This window comes from Enterobacter sp. UPMP701 (assembly GCF_053709515.1).
This window is the reverse complement of record NZ_JBSKJN010000012.1, coordinates 1-25,432: the sequence shown is the minus strand read 5'-3', so window position 1 is coordinate 25,432 and position 25,432 is coordinate 1. Positions and strand designations below refer to the sequence as shown.

The following is a 25,432-nucleotide window of genomic DNA, read 5'->3' as shown; positions in this document are numbered from 1 at the left end:
TACGAAAGGACTGAGGAATGACGATGTACACCCTGAAAGATATCACCCGACCTTCCGGCGGTTTTGCGATGCTGGCCGTGGACCAGCGCGAAGCAATGCGCCTGATGTTTGCCGCGGCAGGCGCGCCGGTGCCGGTAACCGACCAGCACCTCACGGATTTTAAGGTCAACGCGGCGAAAATTCTGTCGCCGTACGCCTCTGCCATTCTCGTCGATCAGCAGTTCTGCTATCGCCAGATCGTGGAGCAGCAGGCCGTAGCCAAAAGCTGCGCGATGATTGTGGCCGCCGACGAGTTTATCCCGGGGAACGGTATTCCGGTCGACAGCGTGGTGATCGACAAGAACATCGACGCGCAGGCGGTCAAACGCGATGGCGGTAAGGCGCTGAAGCTGCTGGTGCTGTGGCGCAGCGATGAAGATCCGCAGCAGCGCCTGGAAATGGTGAAAGCGTTCAATACGCTGTGCCACGACAACGGGCTGCTGAGCATTATCGAGCCGGTGGTGCGTCCACCGCGCCGCGGCGCCGCATTTGACCGCGAGCAGGCGATTATCGATGCGGCTAAAGAGCTGGGTGACAGCGGTGCCGATCTCTACAAAGTGGAGATGCCGCTGTTTGGTAAGGGCACGCAGCAGGAACTATTGACGGCCTCGCAGAAGCTGAATGAGAACATCGCTATGCCGTGGGTGATCCTCTCCTCCGGCGTGGACGATAAGTTATTCCCGCGCGCGGTGAGCGTGGCGATGCAGGCGGGTGCGTCGGGCTTTTTAGCCGGTCGCGCGGTCTGGTCCTCGGTGATTGGCCTGCCGGATACCGGGCTGATGCTCCGCGATATTTCCGTACCCAAACTGCAGCGTCTGGGTGAGATCGTCGACGAAATGATGGCTCGCCGCTGAGAAAGGACCCGAACATGAAATGGTTTAACACTCTGAGCCACAACCGCTGGCTCGAACAAGAGACCGACCGCATTCTCGATTTCGGCAAAAACGCCGCTATCCCGACCGGCTTTGGCTGGCTGGGCAATAACGGGCAGGTGCGCAGCGATATGGGCACCCATCTGTGGATCACCGCCCGCATGCTGCACGTCTACGCGGTGGCGGCGAACATGGGGCGCCCCGGCGCGTACGCCCTGGTTGAGCACGGCATTAATGCCCTCAACGGCCCGCTGCGCGACAAACAGCACGGCGGCTGGTACGCCTGCGTCAACGATGAAGGGGTAGTTGATGCCTCCAAGCAGGGCTATCAGCATTTCTTCGTCCTGCTGGGCGCGGCGAGCGCCGTCACCACCGGCCACCCGCAGGCGCGCAAGCTGCTGGACGATGCCATCGAGGTGATTGAGCGCTACTTCTGGAGCGAACAGGAGCAGATGTGCCTGGAGTCCTGGGATGAAGCCTTCAGCAAAACGGAAGATTACCGCGGCGGTAACGCCAACATGCACGCCGTGGAAGCCTTCCTGATCGTGTATGACGTGACCCACGACCGGAAATGGCTCGACCGTGCCCTGCGCATCGCCTCGGTGATTATTCACGACGTGGCGCGCAAAGGGGAGTACCGCGTTAACGAGCATTTCGACACCAACTGGAACCCGATCCGCGATTACAACATCGATAATCCTGCTCACCGTTTCCGCGCCTACGGCGGTACGCCGGGGCACTGGATCGAGTGGGGCCGCCTGATGCTGCACCTGCGCGCCGCGCTGGAAGCCCGCTTTGAAACCCCGCCAGAGTGGCTGCTGGAAGATGCGAAAGGCCTGTTCCACGCCACCATCCGCGACGCCTGGGCGCCCGACGGGGCCGATGGGTTTGTCTACTCAGTGGGCTGGGACGGCAAGCCAATCGTGCGCGAACGCGTGCGCTGGCCAATCGTCGAGGCGATGGGTACGGCTTACGCACTCTACACCGTCACTGGCGAGGCGCAGTACGAAGCCTGGTATCAGAAATGGTGGGATTACTGCATCAAGTACCTGATGGACTACGAGAACGGTTCATGGTGGCAGGAGCTGGACACCAACAACGAAGTGACCACCAAAGTCTGGGACGGCAAGCAGGATATTTACCACCTGCTGCACTGCCTGGTGATCCCCCGCCTGCCGCTGGCGCCGGGCTTAGCGCCTGCCGTCGCCGCCGGATTACTGGATAGCCTGGCTAAATAATAAAGACGGAGTTTTTATGCGTACCCTACACAATATTGACCTGAAAAATAACGAAAGTGGTTTCACCCTGCGCTGGCAGGACCGTCTGATTTTATCCCATTCCACCGATGCGCCTTGCCTGTGGATAGGCGCAGGTGAGGCGGATATCGAGATGTTTCGCGGCAACTTCAGCATCAAAGACAAGCTCAACGAAAAAATTGCCCTGACGGACGTGACCATCACGCAGCAAAGCGCGGGCTGGGCGATCCGCTTTACCCGCGGCGATGCGGTGAGTGCGACACTGCTGGTGGGCGTGGATACGGAAGGCCGTCTGGAGCTGAAGCTGAAAAACGATGCCACCAGCCATAACCGCATCTGGCTGCGGCTGGCGGCCCAGCCTGACGATCACATTTACGGCTGCGGCGAGCAGTTCTCGTACTTCGATCTGCGCGGCAAGCCCTTCCCGCTGTGGACCAGCGAGCAGGGCGTGGGCCGCAACAAGCAAACCTACGTCACCTGGCAGGCAGACTGTAAAGAGAACGCAGGCGGCGATTACTACTGGACCTTCTTCCCGCAGCCTACCTTCGTGAGCACCCAGAAGTACTACTGCCACGTGGACAACAGCTGCTACATGAACTTCGACTTCAGCGCGCCGGACTTCCACGAGCTGGCCTTCTGGGAAGATAACGCCACGCTGCGCTTCGAATGTGCGCAAACCTACGTCGATCTGCTGGAAAAACTGACCGGCCTGCTGGGGCGTCAGCCTGAGCTGCCGGACTGGGTTTACGACGGCGTGACGCTGGGTATTCAGGGCGGCACCGAGGTGTGCCAGCAGAAGCTCGACGCTATGCGCAAGGGCGGCGTGAAGGTGAACGGCATCTGGGCACAGGACTGGTCCGGCATCCGCATGACCTCCTTTGGCAAGCGCGTGATGTGGAACTGGAAGTGGAACAGCGCGCTCTATCCGCAGCTTGATGAGCGGATTGCGCAGTGGAAAGAAGAAGGCGTGCAGTTCCTCTCCTACATCAACCCGTACGTCGCCAGCGATAAAGATCTCTGCGAAGAAGCGGCGAAGCGCGGCTATCTGACCAAAAACGCCGACGGCGAGGACTACCACGTTGAGTTCGGCGAGTTCTACGCGGGCGTTATCGACCTGACCAACCCGGAAGCCTACGGCTGGTACAAAGAGGTCATTAAAAAGAACCTGATCGAACTGGGCTGCGGCGGCTGGATGGCCGATTTCGGGGAATATCTGCCGACCGATACCTTCCTGCACAACGGCGTGAGCGCGGAGATCATGCATAACGCGTGGCCTGCCCTGTGGGCGAAATGTAACTACGAGGCGCTGGAGGAGACCGGCAAGCTCGGGGAGATCCTGTTCTTCATGCGCGCGGGCTACACCGGCAGCCAGAAGCACTCGGTGATGATGTGGGCGGGGGATCAGAACGTCGACTGGAGCCTGGACGATGGTCTGGCGTCCGTCGTACCGGCGGCGCTGTCGCTGGCAATGACCGGGCACGGGCTGCACCACAGCGACATTGGCGGCTATACGACGCTCTTCGAGATGAAGCGCAGCAAAGAGCTGTTGCTGCGCTGGTGCGACTTCAGCGCCTTTACGCCGATGATGCGTACCCACGAGGGCAACCGCCCTGGCGATAACTGGCAGTTCGACGGCGATGCGGAAACCATCGCGCACTTCGCGCGCATGACCACTGTGTTCACCACTCTGAAGCCGTATATCAAAGCTGCGGTTGCGCAGAACGCGAAAAGCGGCCTGCCGGTGATGCGTCCGCTGTTCCTGCACTACGAAGACGACGCGCGTGCCTACACGCTGAAATACCAGTATCTGTTTGGCCGCGATCTGCTGGTGGCGCCGGTCCATGAAGAGGGACGCCGCGACTGGACGCTCTATCTGCCTCAGGATAGCTGGGTCAATGCGTGGACGGGGGAAATCTGCCAGGGCGGTGACGTGACCGTTGATGCCCCGCTCGGCAAGCCGCCGGTGTTCTATCGCCAGCACAGCGAATGGGCAGATCTGTTTAGCACCTTACGTGATATCTGATAAGGCTCGCCCGCAGGGAAACCTGCGGGCAGACGGAGAACAATAATGAGGCAACATACTTCCGATCCGGCAACCCTACGCCTGCCGTTTAAAGAAAAACTCGCCTACGGGATGGGCGACCTCGGCTCTAACATCCTGCTGGATATCGGCACGCTCTATTTGCTGAAGTTTTACACCGACGTGCTGGGGCTGCCCGGCACCTACGGCGGGATCATCTTCCTGATTGCGAAGTTCTTTACCGCCTTCACCGACATGGGCACCGGGATCATGCTCGACTCCCGGCGCAAAATCGGCCCGAAAGGGAAATTCCGCCCGTTCGTACTGTACGCGGCGTTCCCGGTGACCTTACTGGCGATTGCCAACTTCGTCGGCACACCGTTTGAAATCACCGGTAAAACGGTGATGGCGACGGTGCTGTTCATGCTGTACGGCCTGTTCTTCAGCATGATGAACTGCTCCTACGGCGCGATGGTGCCTGCCATTACCAAAAACCCGGACGAGCGCGCCTCGCTGGCCGCCTGGCGTCAGGGTGGCGCCACGCTGGGCCTGCTGCTCTGTACCGTCGGTTTTGTCCCGGTGATGAATCTCATTGAGGGCAATGACCAGCTTGGCTACATCTTTGCCGCCACCCTCTTCTCGCTGTTCGGGCTGTTCTTTATGTGGTGGTGCTATAAGGGCGTGACCGAGCGTTACGTCGAGACGCAGCCCGCTAACCCGGCGCAGAAACCGGGGCTGTTGCAGTCGTTTCGCGCCATCGCCGGGAACCGTCCGCTGTTTATCCTGTGCATCGCGAACCTGTGCACGCTGGGCGCCTTTAACGTCAAGCTCGCCATTCAGGTCTACTACACGCAGTACGTGCTGAACGATCCGATCCTGCTGTCGTATATGGGCTTCTTCAGCATGGGCTGTATTTTTATCGGCGTCTTTATGATGCCCGGCGCGGTGCGGCGCTTCGGCAAGAAAAAAGTCTACATCAGCGGGCTGATGATTTGGGTGGCGGGCGATCTGCTCAACTACTTCTTCGGCGGCGGCTCGGTGAGCTTCGTGGCGTTCTCCTGCCTGGCGTTCTTCGGTTCCGCGTTCGTGAACAGCCTGAACTGGGCGCTGGTGTCCGATACCGTGGAATACGGCGAGTGGCGCACCGGCGTGCGCTCCGAGGGGACGGTCTATACCGGCTTTACCTTCTTCCGGAAGGTATCGCAGGCGCTGGCAGGTTTTTTCCCGGGGATTATGCTCACCCAGATCGGCTATGTGCCCAACGTGGTGCAATCCGCCGGAACGGTTGAAGGGCTGCGGCAGCTGATATTTATCTATCCGAGCCTGCTGGCGGTCATCACCATCGTGGCGATGGGCTGCTTCTACAACCTCAACGAGAAGATGTATGTGCGCATCGTGGAAGAAATTGAGCTGCGCAAACGTACGGCATAAATGACGTGATTGAGCGCCCTGCGGGGCGCTTTGAGGATCGACCATGACACATAACAGTGATCCGTTAACCCTGAAATTGAGCCTGCGTGAGAAGTGCGCCTACGGGATGGGCGATTTTGGCTCGAATCTGATGCTGTGTATTGGCACCCTGTATTTGCTGAAGTTTTACACGGACGAACTGGGCATGCCCGCGTTCTACGGCGGCATTATTTTCCTGGTGGCAAAGTTTTTTACCGCGTTGACCGACATGCTGACCGGCGTGCTGCTCGACTCCCGGCGCAACATCGGACCGAGGGGGAAGTTCAGGCCATTCATTCTTTACGCTTCCGTCCCGGTGGCGCTGGTCGCCACCGCGCAGTTTATGGCCAATGACTTTAGCCTGACGGTGAAAACGGCCCTCGCCACCGTGCTCTTCATGATGTTTGGCCTCTGCTATAGCCTGATGAACTGCGCCTACGGCGCGATGGTTCCGGCCATCACCAAAAACCCGAACGAGCGCGCGCAGCTTGCGGCGTGGCGTCAGGGCGGCGCAACGGTAGGGCTGTTGCTCTGCACCGTCGGCTTTATGCCCATTCAGGCGCTGTTCGTCAGCCAGCCCTCACTCGGCTATCTGGTGGCCGCGCTGGTGTTCGTCACCGGTGGCCTGTTCTGCATGTGGTGGTGCTACAGCGGGGTGAAAGAGCGCTACGTGGAGCTTACGCCCGATCACCATAAGCCCGGCATGCTGAAATCGTTCTGTGCGATTTTCCGCAATCCGCCGCTGCTGGTGCTGTGCATCGCCAACCTCTGTACCCTCGCCGCGTTTAACATCAAGCTGGCGATTCAGGTCTATTACACCCAGTACGTGCTGAACGATCTGCATCTGCTGTCGTGGATGGGCTTTTTCAGCATGGGCTGCATTCTGATTGGCGTGTTTCTGGTGCCCGGCGCGGTGAAGCGCTTTGGCAAGAAGCCGGTCTATCTAGGCGGGCTGACGCTGTGGGCGGTGGGCGACGTGCTGAACTTCTTCTGGGGAACCAGCTCCCTGCTGTTCGTGCTGTTTTCCTGCATGGCCTTCTTCGGCACCGCGTTTGTAAACAGCCTGAACTGGGCGCTGGTGCCAGATACCGTCGATTACGGCGAGTGGAAAACCGGAATTCGCGCCGAAGGGTCCGTTTATACCGGCTATACCTTTTCGCGCAAAATCTCCGCCGCGCTCGCCGGTTTCCTGCCCGGCATCATGCTCACCCAGATTGGCTACGTTCCCCATGCGGTGCAGAGCGCGGGCACCCTGCTTGGCTTACGTCAGCTGATTTTCCTCTGGCCGTGCGGTCTGGCGATGGTTGCCGCCGTGACCATGGGGCTGTTTTATAAACTCAACGAAGCGCGCTTCGCCTTTATTATCGAGGAGAATGGAAAACGGAAAAAACAGACCGCGAATCCCCCTGAGATAACCACCAACAATAAAGCGTCAGCAGTCACTTTATAACTATAAATCCGGCCATTATGTCCTTCCTGTTTATCAGGAGGGAGGCCTTTCTGTACCTGATACATGGACAAATTATGAAAAGAATCATCACTGTACTGATCGTGTCGTCTGTGTCCTGCCCGGTATTTGCCGGAGCGTATGTCGAAACGCGTGAAGCCTATAACACCGCCTCTGAGCTGCACGAAGTGATCCTGCGCGCGGGCTATAACTTCGATATGGGCGCGGGGCTGATGTTCACCAACGCTTATAACGTGGGGAAATGGGACGAACTGAAGCACAGCTATAACGAAATCGAGGGGTGGTATCCACTCTTCAAACCGACCGACAAACTGACCTTCCAGCCCGGCGGCTTGATTAATGACAGCAGCGCAGGATCAGGTGGCGCGGTTTATTTAGATACTAACTATAAATTTACGGACGGGTTTAATCTGACGTTCCGCTATCGCTATAACCATAACAATTACGATACGCCGGACTATAACGGGCAGATGGATAAAAACGACACGCATGAGTTTGCTAACTACTGGAATTTCAAAGTGACGGATGCGTTTTTCTACACCTTTGAACCGCACTTTTTCCAGCGGGTGAATGATTACCACAGCAAAAATGGCAAAGATCATCACTGGGAAATTACCAACAAGTTCAGCTATAAAATCGACAGAAACTGGCTGCCGTACCTCGAACTGCAGTGGCTGGACAGGTGGAATGATTACAACCGCGAGCAGTACCGGATTCGGTTAGGGTTACGTTATTCGTTCTAATAAAAAAGCCGCTGATTTCTCAGCGGCTTTTTTTAATACGGATTGACCGTATTAGTCTTCTTTCGCACCGCGCATTGCACGTTTACGATCGTTCTCGGTCAGGTGACGTTTACGGATACGAATTGACTGTGGAGTCACTTCTACCAGTTCGTCATCATCGATGAACTCCAGAGCCTGCTCCAGCGTCATCTTGATCGGTGGAACCAGAACCGTTGCTTCGTCAGTACCGGACGCACGCATGTTGGTCAGTTTCTTACCGGTCAGGCAGTTTACGGTCAGGTCGTTAGAACGACTGTGAATACCGATGATCTGGCCTTCGTAAACTTCAGCACCGTGACCCAGGAACAGCTTACCGCGATCCTGCAGACCGAACAGCGCAAACGCAACCGCTTTACCCTGACCGTTGGAGATCAGCACGCCGTTGTTACGCTGGCCCACTTCGCCTGGACGCACGTCATCGTAGTGGCTGAAAGTGGAGTACAGCAGACCGGTACCGGAGGTCATGGTCATAAACTCAGAACGGAAGCCGATCAGGCCACGGCTTGGGATCACGTAGTCGAGACGTACGCGGCCTTTGCCGTCTGGATTCATGTTTTTCAGGTCGCCTTTACGCTCACCCAGCGCCTGCATGACAGAACCCTGGTGCTGCTCTTCAACGTCCAGCGTTACGTTTTCGAACGGCTCTTGTTTACGGCCGTCGATTTCGCGGAAGATTACTTTCGGACGGGAAACCGCCATTTCGAAACCTTCACGACGCATGTTTTCGATCAGAACAGACAGGTGCAGCTCACCACGACCGGAAACGCGGAATGCATCAGCGTCTTCGGTTTCTTCAACGCGCAGCGCAACGTTGTGCACCAGCTCTTTGTTCAGGCGGTCAAGGATCTGACGAGAGGTAACGAACTTACCTTCTTTACCACAGAACGGAGAGGTGTTGACGTTGAAGAACATGGATACGGTTGGTTCATCAACGGACAGGGCTGGCAGCGCTTCGACGTTCTGCGGATCGCAGATGGTGTCGGAGATGTTCAGTTCACCCAGACCGGTGATGGCGATGATGTCGCCCGCTTCAGCGATGTCGCTCTCGATACGCTCAAGACCCAGGTGAGTCAGTACTTTACCGACTTTACCGTTACGGGTTTTGCCTTCGCTATCGATGATAGTAACCTGCTGGTTCGGCTTCACTTTACCGCGCTTGATACGGCCAATGCCGATTACGCCAACGTAGTTGTTGTAGTCGAGCTGGGAGATCTGCATCTGCAGGGTGCCTTCCAGGTCAACGTTTGGCGCAGGAACACGGTCAACAATCGCCTGATACAGCGGGGTCATGTCTTCAGCCATGTCTTCGTGGTCCAGACCGGCGATACCGTTCAGCGCAGAGGCGTAAACGATAGGGAAGTCCAGCTGCTCGTCGGTCGCGTCGAGGTTAACGAACAGGTCGAAGACCTGGTCAACAACCCAGTCAGGACGCGCGCCAGGGCGGTCAACTTTGTTGATAACAACGATTGGCTTCAGACCATGGGCAAAAGCTTTTTTGGTCACGAAGCGCGTCTGTGGCATTGGGCCATCCATTGCGTCAACGACCAGCAGAACGGAGTCTACCATGGACATAACACGTTCAACTTCACCACCGAAGTCGGCGTGCCCTGGGGTATCAACGATGTTGATACGGTAGTCATTCCATTTAATCGCGGTGTTTTTCGCGAGGATGGTAATCCCACGCTCTTTCTCCAAATCGTTGGAGTCCATCACGCGTTCTTGGGTTTCGGCACGCGCATCAAACGTACCGGATTGCTGCAGCAGCTTATCAACCAGGGTAGTTTTACCATGGTCAACGTGCGCGATGATGGCGATGTTACGCAAATTTTCGATCACAACTTTGCCTCAGGCATTTAGAAATAGCGCGTTATTGTACACGGATTAATCGCACTACAAAACAGGATCACAAACATCCCCCGCAAACAAGTATTGCAGAGATGCTTTGTGATCGCTTTCACGGAGCGGTAAAAGGGCACTTTAACGTAAATTGCACCAATATGGTGCTTAATGTTCACATTGAAGCACTATACTGGTGCAACAAATCCATCATGGTGCAGCCCTTTTGCACTATGGTGCGCATGATAACGCCTTTTTGGGGTGTTTTAAAAGTTGGCACAGATTTCGCTTTATAAAAAATACATGGCAACAGCCAGTACAAACAGAAATTGAAGACCTCGTTACCACGACGACAATGACCAATCTGGAGAGTTAAGTATGTCCGCTGAACACGTTTTGACGATGCTGAACGAACATGAAGTGAAGTTTGTTGATCTGCGCTTCACCGATACCAAAGGTAAAGAACAGCACGTCACAATCCCTGCTCATCAGGTGAACGCCGAATTCTTTGAAGAAGGCAAAATGTTTGACGGCTCCTCCATTGGTGGCTGGAAAGGCATTAACGAATCCGACATGGTTCTGATGCCAGATGCCACCACTGCGGTCATTGATCCGTTCTTCGAAGAACCAACCCTGATCATCCGTTGCGACATCCTCGAGCCAGGTACGCTGCAGGGCTACGACCGCGACCCACGTTCTATCGCAAAACGCGCTGAAGAGTACCTGCGTTCTACCGGCATCGCGGACACCGTTCTGTTCGGGCCAGAGCCAGAGTTCTTCCTGTTTGACGACATCCGCTTCGGTGCCTCTATTTCCGGCTCCCATGTGGCTATCGACGACATCGAAGGCGCATGGAACTCTTCCACCAAGTACGAAGGTGGTAACAAAGGTCACCGTCCTGGCGTGAAAGGCGGCTACTTCCCGGTTCCTCCGGTCGACTCTGCACAGGACATCCGTTCCACCATGTGTCTGGTGATGGAAGAGATGGGTCTGGTTGTTGAAGCCCACCACCACGAAGTGGCGACTGCGGGTCAGAACGAAGTGGCAACCCGCTTCAACACCATGACCAAAAAAGCGGACGAAATTCAGATCTACAAATACGTTGTGCACAACGTTGCGCACCGTTTCGGTAAAACCGCGACCTTCATGCCAAAACCAATGTTTGGCGACAACGGTTCCGGTATGCACTGCCACATGTCTCTGTCCAAGAACGGTACCAACCTGTTCTCTGGCGACAAATACGCGGGTCTGTCCGAGCAGGCGCTGTATTACATCGGTGGTGTTATCAAGCACGCTAAAGCGATCAACGCCCTGGCGAACCCAACCACTAACTCCTACAAGCGTCTGGTCCCGGGCTACGAAGCGCCAGTCATGCTGGCCTACTCTGCGCGTAACCGTTCTGCATCTATCCGTATCCCGGTGGTGGCGTCTCCTAAAGCGCGTCGTATCGAAGTGCGCTTCCCGGACCCGGCGGCTAACCCATACCTGTGCTTCGCAGCACTGCTGATGGCCGGTCTGGACGGTATCAAGAACAAGATCCACCCGGGCGAAGCGATGGACAAAAACCTGTACGACCTGCCGCCAGAAGAAGCGAAAGAGATCCCACAGGTTGCAGGCTCTCTGGAAGAAGCGCTGCAGGCGCTGGACGCAGACCGCGAGTTCCTGACTGCAGGTGGCGTATTCACTGACGACGCTATCGATGCTTACATCGCTCTGCGTACTGAAGAGAACGACCGCGTGCGTATGACTCCGCATCCGGTTGAGTTCGAACTGTACTACAGCGTTTAATTAAGTTGTTTTACCCGGCGTGACAAGCGCCGGGGGTAGTTGCCGTGGAAACTTTTAGCCCATCTCCGGATGGGCTTTTTTCTCCACCAACAACCTGATCTCACGCGCTTTTTACGCCGAAAACGCTATACTGCACTAAAATAGTGCAACCAACTCCAGGAGACTGCTGAATGGCAACTGGCACGCTGCCCGATGCTGGGCAGATCCTCAATTCTTTAATTAACAGTATCTTGCTGGTCGACGACGAGCTGGCCGTCCATTATGCCAACCCGGCGGCGCAGCAGCTGCTCGCCCAGAGCGCGAGAAAACTGTTTGGCACCCCGCTTCCTGAACTCCTGAGCTATTTCTCGCTGAATATTGGCCTGATGCAGGAAAGTTTGCAGGCCGGACAGGGGTTCACCGATAACGAAGTGACGCTGGTGATCGACGGGCGTTCGCATATTTTATCGCTGACCGCGCAACGTCTTCCCGAAGGCATGATCCTGCTTGAAATGGCGCCGATGGATAATCAGCGTCGCCTGAGCCAGGAGCAGCTGCAGCATGCGCAGCAAATTGCCGCCCGTGACCTGGTGCGAGGTCTCGCGCATGAAATCAAAAACCCGCTGGGTGGGTTACGCGGTGCAGCACAGCTGCTGACCAAGGCGTTGCCCGACCCTGCGCTGGCAGAGTACACCAACGTTATTATTGAGCAGGCCGACCGCCTGCGTAATCTGGTTGACCGTCTTCTTGGGCCGCAGCAGCCGGGCATGCACGTCTCTGAAAGCATTCATAAAGTGGCGGAACGGGTGGTGAAGCTCGTCTCAATGGAACTGCCAGAGAACGTCACGCTGGTGCGCGATTACGACCCAAGCCTGCCGGAACTGGCGCATGACCCGGACCAGATTGAACAGGTTCTGCTGAACATTGTACGTAACGCGCTACAGGCGCTGGGACCGGAAGGGGGCGAGATTATTTTACGTACCCGCACCGCCTTCCAGCTCACGCTGCACGGCGTGCGCTATCGTCTGGCGGCGCGCATCGACGTTGAGGATAACGGTCCGGGTATCCCGCCGCATCTGCAGGACACGCTGTTTTACCCGATGGTCAGCGGCCGTGAAGGCGGCACCGGGCTGGGGTTATCCATTGCCCGCAGTTTGATCGACCAACACTCTGGCAAAATTGAATTTACCAGTTGGCCGGGACATACCGAGTTTTCGGTTTTCCTGCCGATTAAAAAATAAAGGTGACGTTTATGCAACGAGGGATAGTCTGGGTAGTCGATGACGATAGCTCCATCCGTTGGGTGCTGGAACGCGCGCTCACTGGGGCGGGGTTAAGCTGCACGACGTTTGAGAGCGGCAGCGAGGTGCTCGACGCACTCACCACCAAAACGCCAGATGTTCTGCTTTCGGATATTCGCATGCCGGGAATGGACGGGCTGGCGTTGTTAAAGCAGATCAAACAACGCCACCCTATGCTTCCGGTCATCATAATGACGGCGCACTCCGACCTGGATGCCGCAGTGAGCGCCTACCAGCAAGGGGCATTCGATTATCTGCCCAAACCGTTTGATATCGACGAGGCGGTGGCGCTGGTTGAACGCGCGATTAGCCACTACCAGGAGCAGCAGCAGCCGCGCCATACGCCTGATTTCGGGCCAACGACGGACATCATTGGCGAAGCGCCGGCGATGCAGGACGTGTTTCGCATTATTGGCCGTCTGTCGCGGTCGTCCATCAGCGTATTGATTAACGGTGAATCGGGAACCGGTAAAGAGCTGGTGGCGCATGCATTACATCGCCATAGCCCGCGGGCGAAAGCGCCCTTTATCGCGCTTAACATGGCGGCGATACCGAAGGATTTGATTGAATCTGAACTGTTCGGCCACGAAAAAGGGGCGTTTACCGGCGCAAATACCATTCGCCAGGGGCGCTTTGAGCAGGCAGACGGCGGCACGCTGTTCCTGGATGAGATCGGTGATATGCCGCTGGACGTGCAGACCCGCCTGCTGCGCGTGCTGGCCGACGGGCAGTTTTACCGCGTGGGCGGCTATGCTCCGGTGAAGGTGGACGTGCGCATTATCGCTGCGACGCACCAGAACCTGGAGCTGCGCGTACAGGAGGGGAAATTCCGTGAGGATTTATTCCATCGCCTGAACGTGATCCGCGTTCATCTGCCGCCGCTGCGCGAGCGCCGGGAAGATATTCCCCGCCTGGCGCGTCATTTCCTGCAGGTGGCAGCCCGCGAGCTTGGCGTGGAGGCCAAGCAGCTTCACCCGGAAACCGATGCCGCCCTCACCCGACTTGCGTGGCCGGGCAACGTGCGCCAGCTGGAAAACACCTGTCGCTGGTTAACCGTGATGGCCGCCGGACAGGAAGTGCTGATTCAGGATTTACCCGCAGAGCTGTTTGAAGCCACTGCACCTGAAAGCAGCACCGGTCACGCGCTGCCGGACAGCTGGGCGACGCTGCTGGCGCAGTGGGCTGACCGCGCACTGCGTTCCGGTCATCAAAACCTGCTTTCCGAGGCTCAGCCAGAGATGGAGCGCACGCTGTTGACCACCGCGCTTCGTCATACGCAGGGCCATAAGCAGGAAGCCGCTCGCCTGTTGGGATGGGGACGTAATACCCTCACGCGCAAGCTGAAAGAGCTGGGAATGGAGTGATCGTACGCCGCTGTGTAAAGGTTATTAATTGAGCGCAAATTGACGTTATTTTGCGCTTTACTGTTCCGATGAGTTTTGTATGATCGTGCCCGGAAATTGGGGGTGAACATCATGCTGGAAACATTAGTCAATTTGCTCTCTAGCGGGGCAGCTGAAAGCCACACGCCACAAACTGCCGTTGCGGCGGTGCTGTGTGCGGCGTTGGTTGGGCTGTTTAGCTAGCGGGGTTGAAATGTAAAAGCCGGGTGGCGGCTTCGCCTTACCCGGCCTACGTTTCGTGCTTTTGCTGCTTAAATCACCCGCGAGAACTGCTGCATACGCGCTTTCTGACGCAGATAGGCGTCGAAGCACATGCAGATATTACGAATCAACAGACGCCCTTTCGGCGTGACCTCAATCGCGCTCTCCGACACATCCACCAGCCCGTCTTTCGCCAGCGGTGCAATCAGCTTCAGGTCTTCCGCAAAATAATCGCTGAATGTCAGATCCCACTGTGCTTCCACATCGGTAAAGTCGAGACGGAAGTTGCAGATGAGCGCCTTAATCACATCGCGACGTATACAGTCGTCACGGGTTAGCGCGATACCACGCCACAACGCGTTACCCGTTTCATCAACCTGCTGGTAGTAGAGCTTCAGCTCTTTCTGGTTCTGCGCGTAGCAGTCGCCAATCATGCTGATCGCCGAGACGCCCATCCCCAGCAGATCGGTGTCGCCCTGGGTGGTGTAACCCTGGAAGTTACGGTGCAGGACACCTTCACGCTGGGCAATCGCCAACTCGTCATCCGGACGGGCAAAGTGATCCATCCCGATAAACTGATAGCCGGTTTCGGTCAGCGAGGTGATAGTTTCCTGCAGGATATCCAGCTTCTGCTGGGCAGAAGGCAGATCGGCATCTTTAATTTTGCGCTGGGCGGCAAAGAGCGTTGGCAGGTGCGCATAGTTAAAGACGCTGAGGCGGTCCGGGTTGAGCTCGGCCACGCGTTTCAGCGTAAAGGCGAAGCTTTCCGGCGTCTGCTTTGGCAGGCCGTAAATCAGGTCAATATTGGTCGAGGTAAAGCCGATGTCACGCGCGTGGTTGAGTAAGGCGAAGATAAACTCTTCATCCTGCTCGCGGTTGACCAGACGCTGAACCTCTTTATTGAAATCCTGCACGCCCATGCTCAGACGGTTAAAGCCCTCGGCGCGTAAGTGATCCAGTACATCCAGCTCAATTTCACGTGGATCGACTTCGATCGAGATTTCAGCGTCGGCATTAAAACTGAAATTGTTGCGCAGCAGCGCCATCAGGCGGCTTATTTGCGCTTTGTTCAGATAGGTTGGCGTGCCGCCGCCCCAGTGAAGCTGGCTGACGTGACGCCCTTTAAACAGCGGTGCTCGATGCACAATTTCCTGTTCGAGTGCGTCAAGATACTGGTCAGCTTTATGCTGCTGGCGGGTAACGATTTTATTACAACCGCAGAAGTAGCAGAGCTTATGGCAGAACGGAATATGGACGTAAAGCGACAGCGGACGCTCTGGATAGCGCGCGACGGCCTGCTGAAAATCCGCCTCGCCGAAGGCATCGGAGAACTCCAGCGCGGTGGGGTATGAGGTATAACGCGGCCCGGAATAGTTATATTTCTGGATTAAGGCCAAATCCCAGTCGATAGTTGGTGCTGACATGCTCACTCCTTCCGTTGGTGTCGCGTTCGTATACGGCGGCCCGTTCTGGCCCCATCGCGGGCCATCATTCGGGTGCGCAGCCACTTCTGTCGCCGCGACAACCGCCGTAGTTTAACGAATAACCACACCAGATAACATATAACCGGAAGGGTTATAAGCAGGACTATCGTACCTGCCGGATGCAAATGTTAGTTTCCACCCTTCAGAAGACGCATCATGTCTTCCTGCTTTTCTTCTTCCTCTTCGTCGTCTTCGTCATCATAAGACAGACCCAGCTTCTGCATCAGTTCATCAATGCGGTCCAGTTTGGCATCCACCCATGACTGCTCTTCGGCGGTCAGGGTTTCACCCTCTTCAAGACGTTCCAGCAGCGCGTCCAGGCGCTCATCGTTCTCCAGCATATCCAGCTCAGCCTGCGGTGAAAGCATAGGTTTCTCGCTCTTTGGTTTGTGCTGCTTAGTGACCGGGGTGTCTGTCACGCCCAGTGGAATGGGAGTTTTACTGCCGATACGAGGATCTTTCTGCTGTTTGCCTTTTGCAGAAGCGCCGGCTGCCGCACCGCCGTTCGCACGGCTACCCGCAGCATGGCCACGATGTTTTTTATCGCGTTTGCGATCGCGCGCTTCCTGATTAAGTTCTTCGCGCGTTTTGCGGCGTGCTTTTGCCGGGCGTTTCGCGCCCGCTGCGGTGGTCGGTTTTTTCATGATGTTTTATCTTTAAGTCGTTTTCTTCAGTATAGAATTGCGGCGAAATCTAGCAGAAAGCAAGCAAAGAAAAAAGGCGACAGAGCAATCTGTCGCCTTTTTTCCTGACTCACAACCCTTAGCGGGCCAGACATTCCATGTTTACCAACAACACACCCTGTTTATCCTTTGGCTGATACCGTCCGTGTATGGTTCCATTTCCTGTTAAAACGCCTCCAGGCGCTGGTCATCCTGACAGTCCTGCGTCTTCGCCTCCTGGCGCTCCTGACCCTAATCCTTAAGTCTAATTCCCGTTGGCTTCCTCGCCCTGACGCACACTTTACCTTGTTCAGTTAAACTAACAAGCAACGAAACGGGACAAAAAGAAATTTTCAGATAATTACCCGGTAATAAGCTTATGATTTAAAACAGTTTGGCTTTTTTGGCACCTGCGAATTCTCTGAAATCTCCCATAGCAACATTAGCCGATCTCTCACAACGGTTCGGGCATTCGCCTGCAAGCCCTGTGCAATGAGAAAAGCCTTTTGCCCGCATTCGGGTATAATCCCCTCAGATTACGATTTTTGGAGACGACCACGTGACTACCTGGAACTACCAACAGACGCATTTTGTCACCAGTGCGCCCGATATTCGCCACCTGCCTTCTGATACCGGTATTGAAGTGGCATTTGCTGGCCGCTCTAATGCGGGTAAATCCAGCGCCCTGAATACGCTGACCAATCAGAAGAACCTGGCGCGTACCTCAAAAACACCTGGCCGTACCCAGCTGATTAACCTCTTTGAAGTCGCTGAAGGCAAACGCCTCGTCGACTTACCGGGATACGGTTATGCGCAGGTGCCTGAAGAGATGAAGATCAAATGGCAGCGTGCGCTGGGCGAATACCTGGAAAAACGCATGTGCCTGAAAGGTCTGGTGGTGCTGATGGATATTCGTCACCCGCTGAAAGATCTCGATCAGCAGATGATCGACTGGGCTGTAGCAAGCGATATTGCCGTGCTGGTCCTGCTGACCAAGGCCGATAAGCTGGCGAGCGGCGCGCGGAAAGCGCAGGTGAATATGGTTCGTGAAGCGGTACTGGCCTTCAATGGCGATGTACAGGTGGAACCCTTCTCTTCGCTGAAAAAGCAGGGCGTGGACAAGCTGCGCCAGAAGCTCGATAGCTGGTTTAACGAGCTGGAACCCGCGACGGAAGCGGAAGAAGAGTAATACCGAGCGCGGCGAAGTCCGCGCTTTTTTTTGCCTGAACTTTTCTTTGCCGCAATAAAAAACGCCCCAGTCATTACTGACTGGGGCGGCTAAAATATTCAGCCAAATCCGATTACGTGAAGTAAAAGGTCTGAAAGATAGAACATCTTACCTCTGTACCCTACGTGGATAACTCTACCCCTTTTTTTGCTGCAGAAAAAGCACTTTTTGTAGTTTTTTTTCATTCTTTACATAGGGAATTCTAATGATCGTCACAAAACGCGCGTTGTTATGTTGCTAACTTACATAAAAAGCGCGTTATTCATATAACCCTTAGTGAGCTTGATCCCAGTTTTCACCACTTCCCACTTCCACCAGCAACGGCACGTCAAGCGTCATGCTGCTTTCCATCAGTTCATGGATCTTTGTCGACACGGAATCGAGATCGTCCTTGTGCACTTCAAATACCAATTCATCGTGTACCTGCATGATCATTTTCACGCGTGGCTTCTCTTTTTCCAGCCAGGCGTCAACAGCGATCATGGCACGCTTAATAATGTCCGCTGCGGTTCCCTGCATTGGGGCGTTGATCGCCGCACGCTCTGCGCCAGCGCGGCGCGCCGCGTTGCTGGATTTGATGTCCGGGAGGTAGAGACGGCGGCCATCAAGGGTTTCAACGTAACCTTTCTCTTTCGCCTGCGCACGGGTGCGTTCCATATATTCCAGCACGCCGGGATAGCGTTCAAAGTAAAGGTCCATATACTTCTGCGACTCTTTACGCGGAATATTGAGCTGGCGTGAAAGGCCAAACGCGCTCATGCCGTAAATCAGACCGAAGTTGATCGCTTTTGCACTGCGGCGCTGTTCGTTGGTCACGCTCTCCAGCGGCAAGCCGAAGACTTCCGCCGCGGTTGCCCGGTGGATATCCTTTCCTTCGGCAAAGGCGGTCAGCAGGCCTTTGTCGCGGGACAGATGCGCCATAATGCGCAATTCAATTTGCGAGTAGTCAGCAGAGACAATCAGATAATCCTCTGGTGCGATGAAAGCCTGGCGAATACGGCGGCCTTCTTCGTTACGTACCGGGATGTTCTGCAGGTTAGGATCGGTTGACGAGAGACGCCCCGTGGCCGCGACAGCCTGATGATACGACGTGTGCACGCGACCCGTTTTCGGGTTGATCATTAGCGGGAGCTTGTCGGTATAGGTAGACTTCAGCTTCGCGAGACCACGATACTCCAGAATCACTTTTGGCAGCGGGTAGTCCAGCGCCAGCTCTTCAAGCACCTCTTCAGACGTTGACGGCGCGCCGCCTGGGGTTTTCTTCAATGGCTTGATGCCCTGCTTTTCAAACAGGATGGTTTGCAGCTGCTTCGGTGAAGAGAGGTTAAACGGCTCGCCGGCAAGCTCATGCGCTTTTTGCTCGAGCTCGGTCAAACGCTGCGCCAGCTCCCCGGAGTGGTTATGCAGCACCGTAGGGTCGATTTTCACGCCGTTACGTTCAATACGTGACAGCACGGGCACCAGCGGCATCTCGATATGCTGGAACACGTTCAGCGGACCTTCGTGCTTCTGCAGTTTTGGCCACATTTTCAGGTGAAGCTGCAGTGTGACGTCGGCGTCTTCCGCCGCATAGCGCCCTGCTTCTTCGAGAGCAATCTGGTTAAAGGTGAGCTGATTTTTCCCTTTACCGGCAATCTCTTCAAAGGTGATCGTTTTGTGCTTGAGCCAGCGGTCAGATAAGGAATCCATATCATGACGGCCCGCGACGCTGTCCAGAATGTAGGATTCGAGCATGGTGTCGAAGGCAATCCCGCGCAGTTCAATGCCGTAGTTTTGCAGAATGCCGCGGTCGTACTTGAGGTTTTGCCCGACCTTCAGCGCCTTTTCGTCTTCCAGAATCGGCTTCAGTAGCTCAAGCGCGCGTTCACGGGAGATCTGCTCTGGCGCATCCAGATAGTCGTGCGCCACAGGAACGTAAGCAGCAATACCCGGCTCTGTCGCAAATGACAGGCCCACCATATTGGCAGAGATGTTATCGAGACTGTCAGTTTCCGTATCAAAGGCAAAGACCGGTGCTTTTTTCAGTTTTTCGATCCAGGCAATCAACTGCGACTCGTCAAGAATGGTTTCGTAGTTATCGAAGGAGAGCGCTGCGGCTTCTTCTTCCGCCTGCTCTTCGGCATCAATGACGATCGTTTCCTTCGGTTTTGCCGCAGGTTTCGCCCCTTTTGCCTGCAGCCATTTACCGGCTTCCACGTCAGTGGTCCAGCGCTTGAATTCGTATTTTTTAAACAGGCTCAGCAGATCGTCAGCAGAAGGCTGTTGCACTTCAAGCTGCTCACAGCCCAGCTCCAGTTCCACATCGGTTTTGATCGTTGCCAGCTTATAGGAGAGATAAGCCACCTCTTTGTTCTCTTCCAGCTTCCCGGCCATGGTTTTTGCGCCACGGAAGGAAAGGCCGGCGATTTTGTCTGATTCCGCATAGAGCGTATCCAGGCCACCCAGCCCCTGGAGTAGCGCCTGCGCGGTTTTTTCACCGACGCCAGGAACACCGGGAATGTTATCCGAGGAGTCGCCCATCAACGCGAGGAAATCGATAATCAGCTCTGGCGGCACGCCATACTTAGTGACCACTTCTTCTGGCCCCAGAATGGTGTTCGTCATGGTGTTGATCAGGGTGATACCTGGCGTCACCAGCTGCGCCATGTCTTTATCACCGGTGCTGATCAGCACCGGACGGCCCATTTTTTCTGCTTCACGCGCCAGCGTGCCGATGACGTCGTCAGCTTCCACGCCAGAAACCGCCAGCAGCGGCAGGCCCATCGCTTTCACCATGGCGTGCAGCGGCTCAATCTGCGCACGCAGATCGTCAGGCATTGGCGGACGGTGAGATTTGTAATGCTCGAACAGCTCATCGCGGAAGGTTTTGCCTTTCGCATCAAAAACGACAGCCGCATGGGTCGGCTGATACTGAAGGATCAGGCTGCGCAGCATATTGAGCACGCCGTACATTGCGCCGGTAGGTTCCCCTGCGCTATTGGTCAGAGGAGGAAACGCATGGTACGCCCGATACAGGTAAGAAGAGCCGTCGACGAGAATAAGTGGGTTTTCTGGGATCTGAACCATAATGTCCGTGCCTTTAATCAATTTATGGGTAAAGGATGCCACAGAAGGATGAAAACATCAGTTATTCGCACCAGATACAGGAAAAGATTTTGCGATCGTGAGGATCGCTCGCAAAATTCAAACTGTGGATAAGTTTGTGTATATTTTCACTTCATATATAAAAAAGACGCTTAACGCAGACGCCCACCATAAATAAAACACTAAATATCATGCACTTAATTGACAGCACGCCCTCAAAAATGTGTGGTGATGGCTATTTAGTCTATGTGGATATAACTCCTGATTAGCGCTCAATATTAGAGAAATCTTCTGTGTCCGGGTAAAAGCCGCCGATTGACGGTATGAAAGCGCCATTACTTTGCCTGTTTTCTGGTAAAATCAGCGCCCTGCGCCGAATAGCCGGTCGCTCACTTACAGCTAACTACCTGAAAAAGCTCATCATGTCGAGATTGCTCGCTGCAATAACATTACCGCTAAGCATCATTTTAACTATTCTGGTGACGATTGCCTGTTCTGTGCCGATCATTGTCGCCGGGATAGTTAAACTGCTGCTGCCTGTCCCGGTGGTGTGGCGAGCCGTATCTGCGTTTTGTAATTTCATGATGTACTGCTGGTGCGAAGGGCTGGCGATCCTGCTGTGTCTGAATCCGCATCTGAAGTGGGATGTTGAAGGGCTGGAAAGCCTCAACAAAAAGAACTGGTACCTGCTGATCTGCAATCACCACAGCTGGGCGGACATCGTGGTGTTATGCGTGCTTTTCCGCAAACACATCCCCATGAACAAGTACTTCCTGAAACAACAGCTTGCCTGGGTGCCCTTTATCGGGCTGGCCTGCTGGGCGCTTGATATGCCGTTTATGAAACGTTATTCGCGCAGCTATCTGATTCGTCATCCGGAGCGTCGCGGTAAGGATGTGGAGACGACTCGTCGTTCCTGTGAAAAGTTTCGCGCGCATCCAACGACCATCGTGAACTTTGTTGAAGGCTCACGGTTTACCGAAGAGAAACGTCAACACACTCGCTCCCCTTATCAGAATCTGCTTCCGCCAAAGGCTGCGGGTATCGCGATGGCGCTTAACGTGCTGGGTACACAGTTTGATAAGTTACTTAACGTCACGCTCTGCTATCCGGCAAACGATAAGACGCCGTTTTTCGACATGCTCAGCGGCAAACTGACACGCATTGTGGTTCGGGTAGATTTAGTTCCGATCGATGCCGAGCTGCATGGTGACTACGTTAACGATAAGAATTTTAAACGTCGTTTCCAGCAATGGCTTAATACGCTCTGGAAAGAGAAAGATGAACTGATAGACAGCATTAAATCTTCATACAAAAACGCCGGCCAATGACCGGCGTTTTTACATCAAGGAACTTACTTTTTCTCGACCAGGTATTTCACGGTATCAGCATACTGCTGTACGAAGATATCCATGCTGCTGGTGTCCATGCCCTGCATGTTCAGCTGATATTTGCCATTAACAAACATCGCCGGAACGCCCTGAAGCTGCAGGTCAGCGGCCGCTTTTTCCTGCTGAGCGACCAGCGATTTCACCACAAAGCTGTTCCACGCGGCGTCGTACTCTTCACCTTTCACACCGGCATCAACGAACACTTTACGGATATCCGCAGTGGTCTGAACGGTCTGGGTTTTCTGTACGGCTTCAAACATTGGAGCGGTGATTTTATCTTCCACGCCCAGCGCCATCGCAACCGCCCACGCCTGAGTCAGGTCTTTACCCAATGGACCCAGGAACTCGACGTGGTACTTGGTCATTTTGGTGCCTTCTGGCAGCTTTTTCTTCACGTTGTCAGAAACATGCAGTACCTGCTCGAACTGATAGCAGTGTGGGCAATAGAACGAGAAGAACTCCAGAACCTGTGGCTCGCCAGCGACAGGCTTGTCCAGCGTGATGTACTGTTTGCCGTCGGTAAACTGCGCAGCAGAAGCGCTAAATGCCAAAATCATACCTGCCAGCGCCAGCCAAATTTTTTTCATGATTAACTCTCTCCTGGGTGTGTCCAATTAATACATCGGCGTTAATTGCAGAGGGGGTTCCTGAAGAACCTTGACCTGCTCAGTAAATGTAGATATCTGGCTGCGCCAGTAATCTTCTCCGGTAAGCCACGGGAAATTTCGGGGAAATGCGGGATCGTCCCAACGCCTGATTAACCATGCGAGATAATAAACAAAACGCATCGCACGTAAAGGCTCAATCAGGGCAATTTCGTCTGAATTAAACGGGCTAAATTCTTCATAGGCTTCAATAATCGTTTCAAGCTGCATGCGCTGCTCGGCTTTATCGCCATTGAGCAGCATCCACAGATCCTGAACCGCTGGTCCCATGCGCGCATCATCAAGATCGACAAACAGCGGGCCATCACGCCAGAGGATATTCCCGGCGTGACAATCGCCATGCAGCCGCAGGATGGCGATATCATCTCGCCAGCAGGCTTTAACCGCAGCTATGAGCTTATCGGTGGCGTTAAGGAAATCATCCTTTAACGCTTTGGGGATCATTGCACATTTTTCGAATACGTCGCGCGGTTCAAGAAGGTATTCCTGAATCCCGATAGTCGGACGGGCAATAAAGTCTTTTTTGCGCCCCGTCTGGTGTATACGTCCCAGATAGCGAGCAACCCACTCCATCTGATCGATATTATCCGCTTCAAACTGACGACCACCCAGACTTGGGAATACGGCGTAGTAAAACCCTTCATGCGTAAGCAGCGTTTGGTTATGGAACTTTATGGGTGCGGCTACGGGGACGTCATCTTCCAGCAGATCGTGAGCAAACTGGTGTTCTTCCTGAATTTGTTCTGCGGACCAGCGTTCAGGTCGATAAAACTTAACGACGAAGCGCTGACGATCCTCGTCCTGAAACTGGTAGACGCGGTTTTCGTAGCTGTTTAACGGAGTTAGCCCGGAATCCACACGAATACCCTGTTCAAACAGGGCATCCATAATGGTATCCGGGTGTAGTGTCTGGAAAGTAAAAGCCTGGTCGTTCATCCGATCATCCGGAAATTATACGAATGATTCAGGATATCATCTTGTGGCGATTTCGGTGGCTCCGCTTACAAGCTTTTACTCTTTAATTACGCCCCGGGCGCGCAGCAATGCGGTTTTAAAATCTTCCTCATAATCCTTCTGAATACCAGGAATAACAGCATCTTTGGCAGAGTCGCGCATTTTGAGGTGGTAGATCAGGATGTCATCAGAAAGGTCTGCCAGTTCGCCGTCAAAACCTGACTCTTTCGCCAGTTTCTGTAAGAATTGCATCAGATTCAGCTCAGGCTCTTTTTGCCAGGCTGGCTGGAGGAGTTCAATGACTTCATTCAGACGTTTACATTTCATGGTGGTGCTCCTTTCATTTAGAGTGACACGTTAGCAGGGTCAATCCCACAATAAAAGAGGCGATATTCGTGAATCTTAGCCAGGAAATCATTGGCGTCGTTCTCGCAGGCGGCAGAGCTACGCGGATGGGCGGGGAAGATAAGGGATTACAGCTCCTGAAGGGCAAGCCCTTATGGCAGCATGTCGCTGATACGCTTGTCGATCAGGTATCGGCAATGGCGCTGAGCGCAAATCGCCATATCGATATTTACCAGCGCAGCGGATTTCCCGTTTATCAGGATAACCTCGCAGATTATCCGGGGCCGCTGGCCGGCATGCTTTCGGTGATGCAGCAGTCGCAGGGAGAGTGGTTTCTCTTTTGTTCGTGCGATACGCCATTTATACCAACCAGCCTGGTGGAGCGAATGGTGCAGCAGCGGGGTGATTCATCCGTGGTCTGGGTGCATGACGGCGAGCGCGACCACCCAACTATCGCGCTCATTAACAGATCGTTGATCCCTGCTTTGAGCGACTATCTGGCTGCCGGAGAACGAAAAGTGATGGTGTTTATGCTTCAGGTCGGCGGACATGCTGTTGATTTTAGCGACATGAAAACATCGTTCGTGAATGTGAACACAACGGAAGATTTACAGGCCATGCAGGAGAAGAGATGACCTCTGTTTTAGCCATTTCCGCCTGGAGTGGGACAGGAAAAACCACGCTGCTGAAAAAACTGATACCCGCGCTGTGCGCCCGCGGTATTCGTCCAGGCTTGATTAAGCATACTCACCATAATATGGATGTCGATAAGCCGGGCAAAGATAGCTATGAGCTGCGCAAAGCGGGTGCTGCGCAGACAATGGTCGCAAGCAATCAGCGCTGGGCATTGATGACAGAAACGCCGGATGAGGCGCCGCTGGATCTCGCGTATCTGGTGAGCCGGATGGATCACTCCACGCTGGATCTGGTGCTGGTTGAGGGATTTAAGCATGAGGCCGTGCCTAAGATCCTGCTGTTCAGAAGCGATGCCGGGCATGATATCAGCGAGTTAACGCTGGATGAGCATGTGATTGCGGTGGCCAGTGATGCTGGACTGCCGCTTGAAATTCCGGTGCTGGATTTAAATGATGTGGACGGGATTGCTGAGTTTATTGTGAGGTGGTGTGCGGTCTGACCTGCCGGGTGGCGGCTTCGCCTTACCCGGCCTGCAACATCCGGTGGTTCAGAAACGCAAAAAGGCCATCCTTCCGGATGGCCTCTTCAC

The 25,432-nt window shown here is 54.7% G+C and carries 22 protein-coding genes; 14 read left to right on the top strand and 8 right to left on the bottom strand.

Going from position 1 to position 25,432, the window contains the following annotated elements:
• Window positions 1-17 precede the first annotated feature (17 nt).
• The 6 genes from yihT (at window position 18) to ompL (ending at window position 7,847) form a co-directional block, all read left to right on the top strand.
• Window positions 18-893 carry a sulfofructosephosphate aldolase gene (gene yihT / locus ACWKXT_RS20025; RefSeq protein ID WP_454533272.1) on the top strand — a complete coding sequence of 292 codons (876 nt, stop codon included), beginning with the start codon at window positions 18-20 and terminating at the stop codon, window positions 891-893.
• Window positions 894-907: 14 nt separating this feature from the next.
• Complete coding sequence (gene yihS / locus ACWKXT_RS20020) at window positions 908-2,149, top strand: sulfoquinovose isomerase (protein WP_252032847.1); 1,242 nt, start codon at window positions 908-910, stop codon at window positions 2,147-2,149.
• Window positions 2,150-2,165: 16 nt separating this feature from the next.
• Window positions 2,166-4,190 (top strand): alpha-glucosidase, encoded by a 2,025-nt coding sequence (locus ACWKXT_RS20015; RefSeq protein WP_454533271.1) that lies wholly within the window; start codon window positions 2,166-2,168, stop codon window positions 4,188-4,190.
• Window positions 4,191-4,235: 45 nt separating this feature from the next.
• Window positions 4,236-5,618 carry a glycoside-pentoside-hexuronide (GPH):cation symporter gene (locus ACWKXT_RS20010; protein WP_252032852.1) on the top strand — a complete coding sequence of 461 codons (1,383 nt, stop codon included), beginning with the start codon at window positions 4,236-4,238 and terminating at the stop codon, window positions 5,616-5,618.
• Window positions 5,619-5,661: 43 nt separating this feature from the next.
• Window positions 5,662-7,086, top strand: a complete 1,425-nt coding sequence (locus ACWKXT_RS20005) for an MFS transporter (protein ID WP_454533270.1) — start codon at window positions 5,662-5,664, stop codon at window positions 7,084-7,086.
• Window positions 7,087-7,160: 74 nt separating this feature from the next.
• Window positions 7,161-7,847 (top strand): porin OmpL, encoded by a 687-nt coding sequence (gene ompL / locus ACWKXT_RS20000; protein WP_023333894.1) that lies wholly within the window; start codon window positions 7,161-7,163, stop codon window positions 7,845-7,847.
• A 51-nt stretch (window positions 7,848-7,898) separates the two neighbouring features.
• Here the strand turns inward: ompL and typA are convergent, their stop codons facing one another.
• The gene (gene typA, locus ACWKXT_RS19995; RefSeq protein WP_028014891.1) at window positions 7,899-9,722 is read right to left on the bottom strand and encodes a ribosome-dependent GTPase TypA; all 1,824 of its coding nucleotides are present in this window, start codon (window positions 9,720-9,722) and stop codon (window positions 7,899-7,901) included.
• Between the two features lie 378 nt (window positions 9,723-10,100).
• Between typA and glnA the strand changes: the two genes are divergently transcribed.
• The 4 genes from glnA (at window position 10,101) to ACWKXT_RS19975 (ending at window position 14,376) form a co-directional block, all read left to right on the top strand.
• The gene (gene glnA / locus ACWKXT_RS19990; RefSeq protein WP_008501856.1) at window positions 10,101-11,510 is read left to right on the top strand and encodes a glutamate--ammonia ligase; all 1,410 of its coding nucleotides are present in this window, start codon (window positions 10,101-10,103) and stop codon (window positions 11,508-11,510) included.
• 170 nt (window positions 11,511-11,680) lie between these two features.
• Window positions 11,681-12,730, top strand: coding sequence for a nitrogen regulation protein NR(II) (gene glnL / locus ACWKXT_RS19985; RefSeq protein WP_454529393.1), 1,050 nt, complete (start codon window positions 11,681-11,683; stop codon window positions 12,728-12,730).
• An 11-nt stretch (window positions 12,731-12,741) separates the two neighbouring features.
• Window positions 12,742-14,154: a nitrogen regulation protein NR(I) gene (gene glnG / locus ACWKXT_RS19980; RefSeq protein WP_166712637.1), complete on the top strand. Its 1,413-nt coding sequence runs from the start codon at window positions 12,742-12,744 to the stop codon at window positions 14,152-14,154.
• 111 nt (window positions 14,155-14,265) lie between these two features.
• Window positions 14,266-14,376 (top strand): YshB family small membrane protein, encoded by a 111-nt coding sequence (locus ACWKXT_RS19975; protein ID WP_454529394.1) that lies wholly within the window; start codon window positions 14,266-14,268, stop codon window positions 14,374-14,376.
• Window positions 14,377-14,444: 68 nt separating this feature from the next.
• Here ACWKXT_RS19975 and hemN read toward each other — a convergent pair whose 3' ends face one another.
• Window positions 14,445-15,818: an oxygen-independent coproporphyrinogen III oxidase gene (gene hemN / locus ACWKXT_RS19970; protein ID WP_454533269.1), complete on the bottom strand. Its 1,374-nt coding sequence runs from the start codon at window positions 15,816-15,818 to the stop codon at window positions 14,445-14,447.
• Between the two features lie 188 nt (window positions 15,819-16,006).
• On the bottom strand, window positions 16,007-16,522 hold the full coding sequence (yihI, locus tag ACWKXT_RS19965; protein ID WP_454529396.1) for a Der GTPase-activating protein YihI: 516 nt from the start codon (window positions 16,520-16,522) through the stop codon (window positions 16,007-16,009).
• A gap of 577 nt (window positions 16,523-17,099) precedes the next feature.
• Here yihI and yihA point away from each other — a divergent pair.
• Window positions 17,100-17,729 (top strand): ribosome biogenesis GTP-binding protein YihA/YsxC, encoded by a 630-nt coding sequence (gene yihA, locus ACWKXT_RS19960; RefSeq protein WP_014885764.1) that lies wholly within the window; start codon window positions 17,100-17,102, stop codon window positions 17,727-17,729.
• 98 nt (window positions 17,730-17,827) lie between these two features.
• On the opposite strand, the gene ACWKXT_RS19955 is transcribed toward yihA, so the two are convergent.
• Together ACWKXT_RS19955 and polA are read right to left on the bottom strand one after the other, a co-directional pair.
• On the bottom strand, window positions 17,828-17,875 hold the full coding sequence (locus ACWKXT_RS19955; RefSeq protein WP_071892919.1) for a spot 42 RNA, inhibition of DNA synthesis: 48 nt from the start codon (window positions 17,873-17,875) through the stop codon (window positions 17,828-17,830).
• A 166-nt stretch (window positions 17,876-18,041) separates the two neighbouring features.
• Entirely contained in the window at window positions 18,042-20,834 is a 2,793-nt protein-coding gene (polA, locus tag ACWKXT_RS19950) for a DNA polymerase I (RefSeq protein ID WP_454529397.1), read from the bottom strand.
• A 440-nt stretch (window positions 20,835-21,274) separates the two neighbouring features.
• On the opposite strand from polA, the gene ACWKXT_RS19945 reads away from it, so the two are divergent.
• Window positions 21,275-22,183: an acyltransferase gene (locus tag ACWKXT_RS19945; protein WP_454533299.1), complete on the top strand. Its 909-nt coding sequence runs from the start codon at window positions 21,275-21,277 to the stop codon at window positions 22,181-22,183.
• A gap of 23 nt (window positions 22,184-22,206) precedes the next feature.
• Here the strand turns inward: ACWKXT_RS19945 and dsbA are convergent, their stop codons facing one another.
• From dsbA to ACWKXT_RS19930, 3 genes are all read right to left on the bottom strand, one after another.
• Window positions 22,207-22,830 (bottom strand): thiol:disulfide interchange protein DsbA, encoded by a 624-nt coding sequence (dsbA, locus tag ACWKXT_RS19940; RefSeq protein ID WP_454529399.1) that lies wholly within the window; start codon window positions 22,828-22,830, stop codon window positions 22,207-22,209.
• 27 nt (window positions 22,831-22,857) lie between these two features.
• Window positions 22,858-23,844 (bottom strand): serine/threonine protein kinase, encoded by a 987-nt coding sequence (locus ACWKXT_RS19935; protein WP_454529400.1) that lies wholly within the window; start codon window positions 23,842-23,844, stop codon window positions 22,858-22,860.
• Between the two features lie 75 nt (window positions 23,845-23,919).
• Complete coding sequence (locus tag ACWKXT_RS19930; RefSeq protein WP_003861904.1) at window positions 23,920-24,189, bottom strand: YihD family protein; 270 nt, start codon at window positions 24,187-24,189, stop codon at window positions 23,920-23,922.
• A 68-nt stretch (window positions 24,190-24,257) separates the two neighbouring features.
• Between ACWKXT_RS19930 and mobA the strand changes: the two genes are divergently transcribed.
• The gene (gene mobA / locus ACWKXT_RS19925) at window positions 24,258-24,842 is read left to right on the top strand and encodes a molybdenum cofactor guanylyltransferase MobA (protein WP_454529401.1); all 585 of its coding nucleotides are present in this window, start codon (window positions 24,258-24,260) and stop codon (window positions 24,840-24,842) included.
• The gene (mobB, locus tag ACWKXT_RS19920) at window positions 24,839-25,342 is read left to right on the top strand and encodes a molybdopterin-guanine dinucleotide biosynthesis protein MobB (protein WP_454529402.1); all 504 of its coding nucleotides are present in this window, start codon (window positions 24,839-24,841) and stop codon (window positions 25,340-25,342) included. The genes mobA and mobB overlap by 4 nt, the downstream gene beginning before the upstream one ends.
• Window positions 25,343-25,432: the final 90 nt, after the last annotated feature.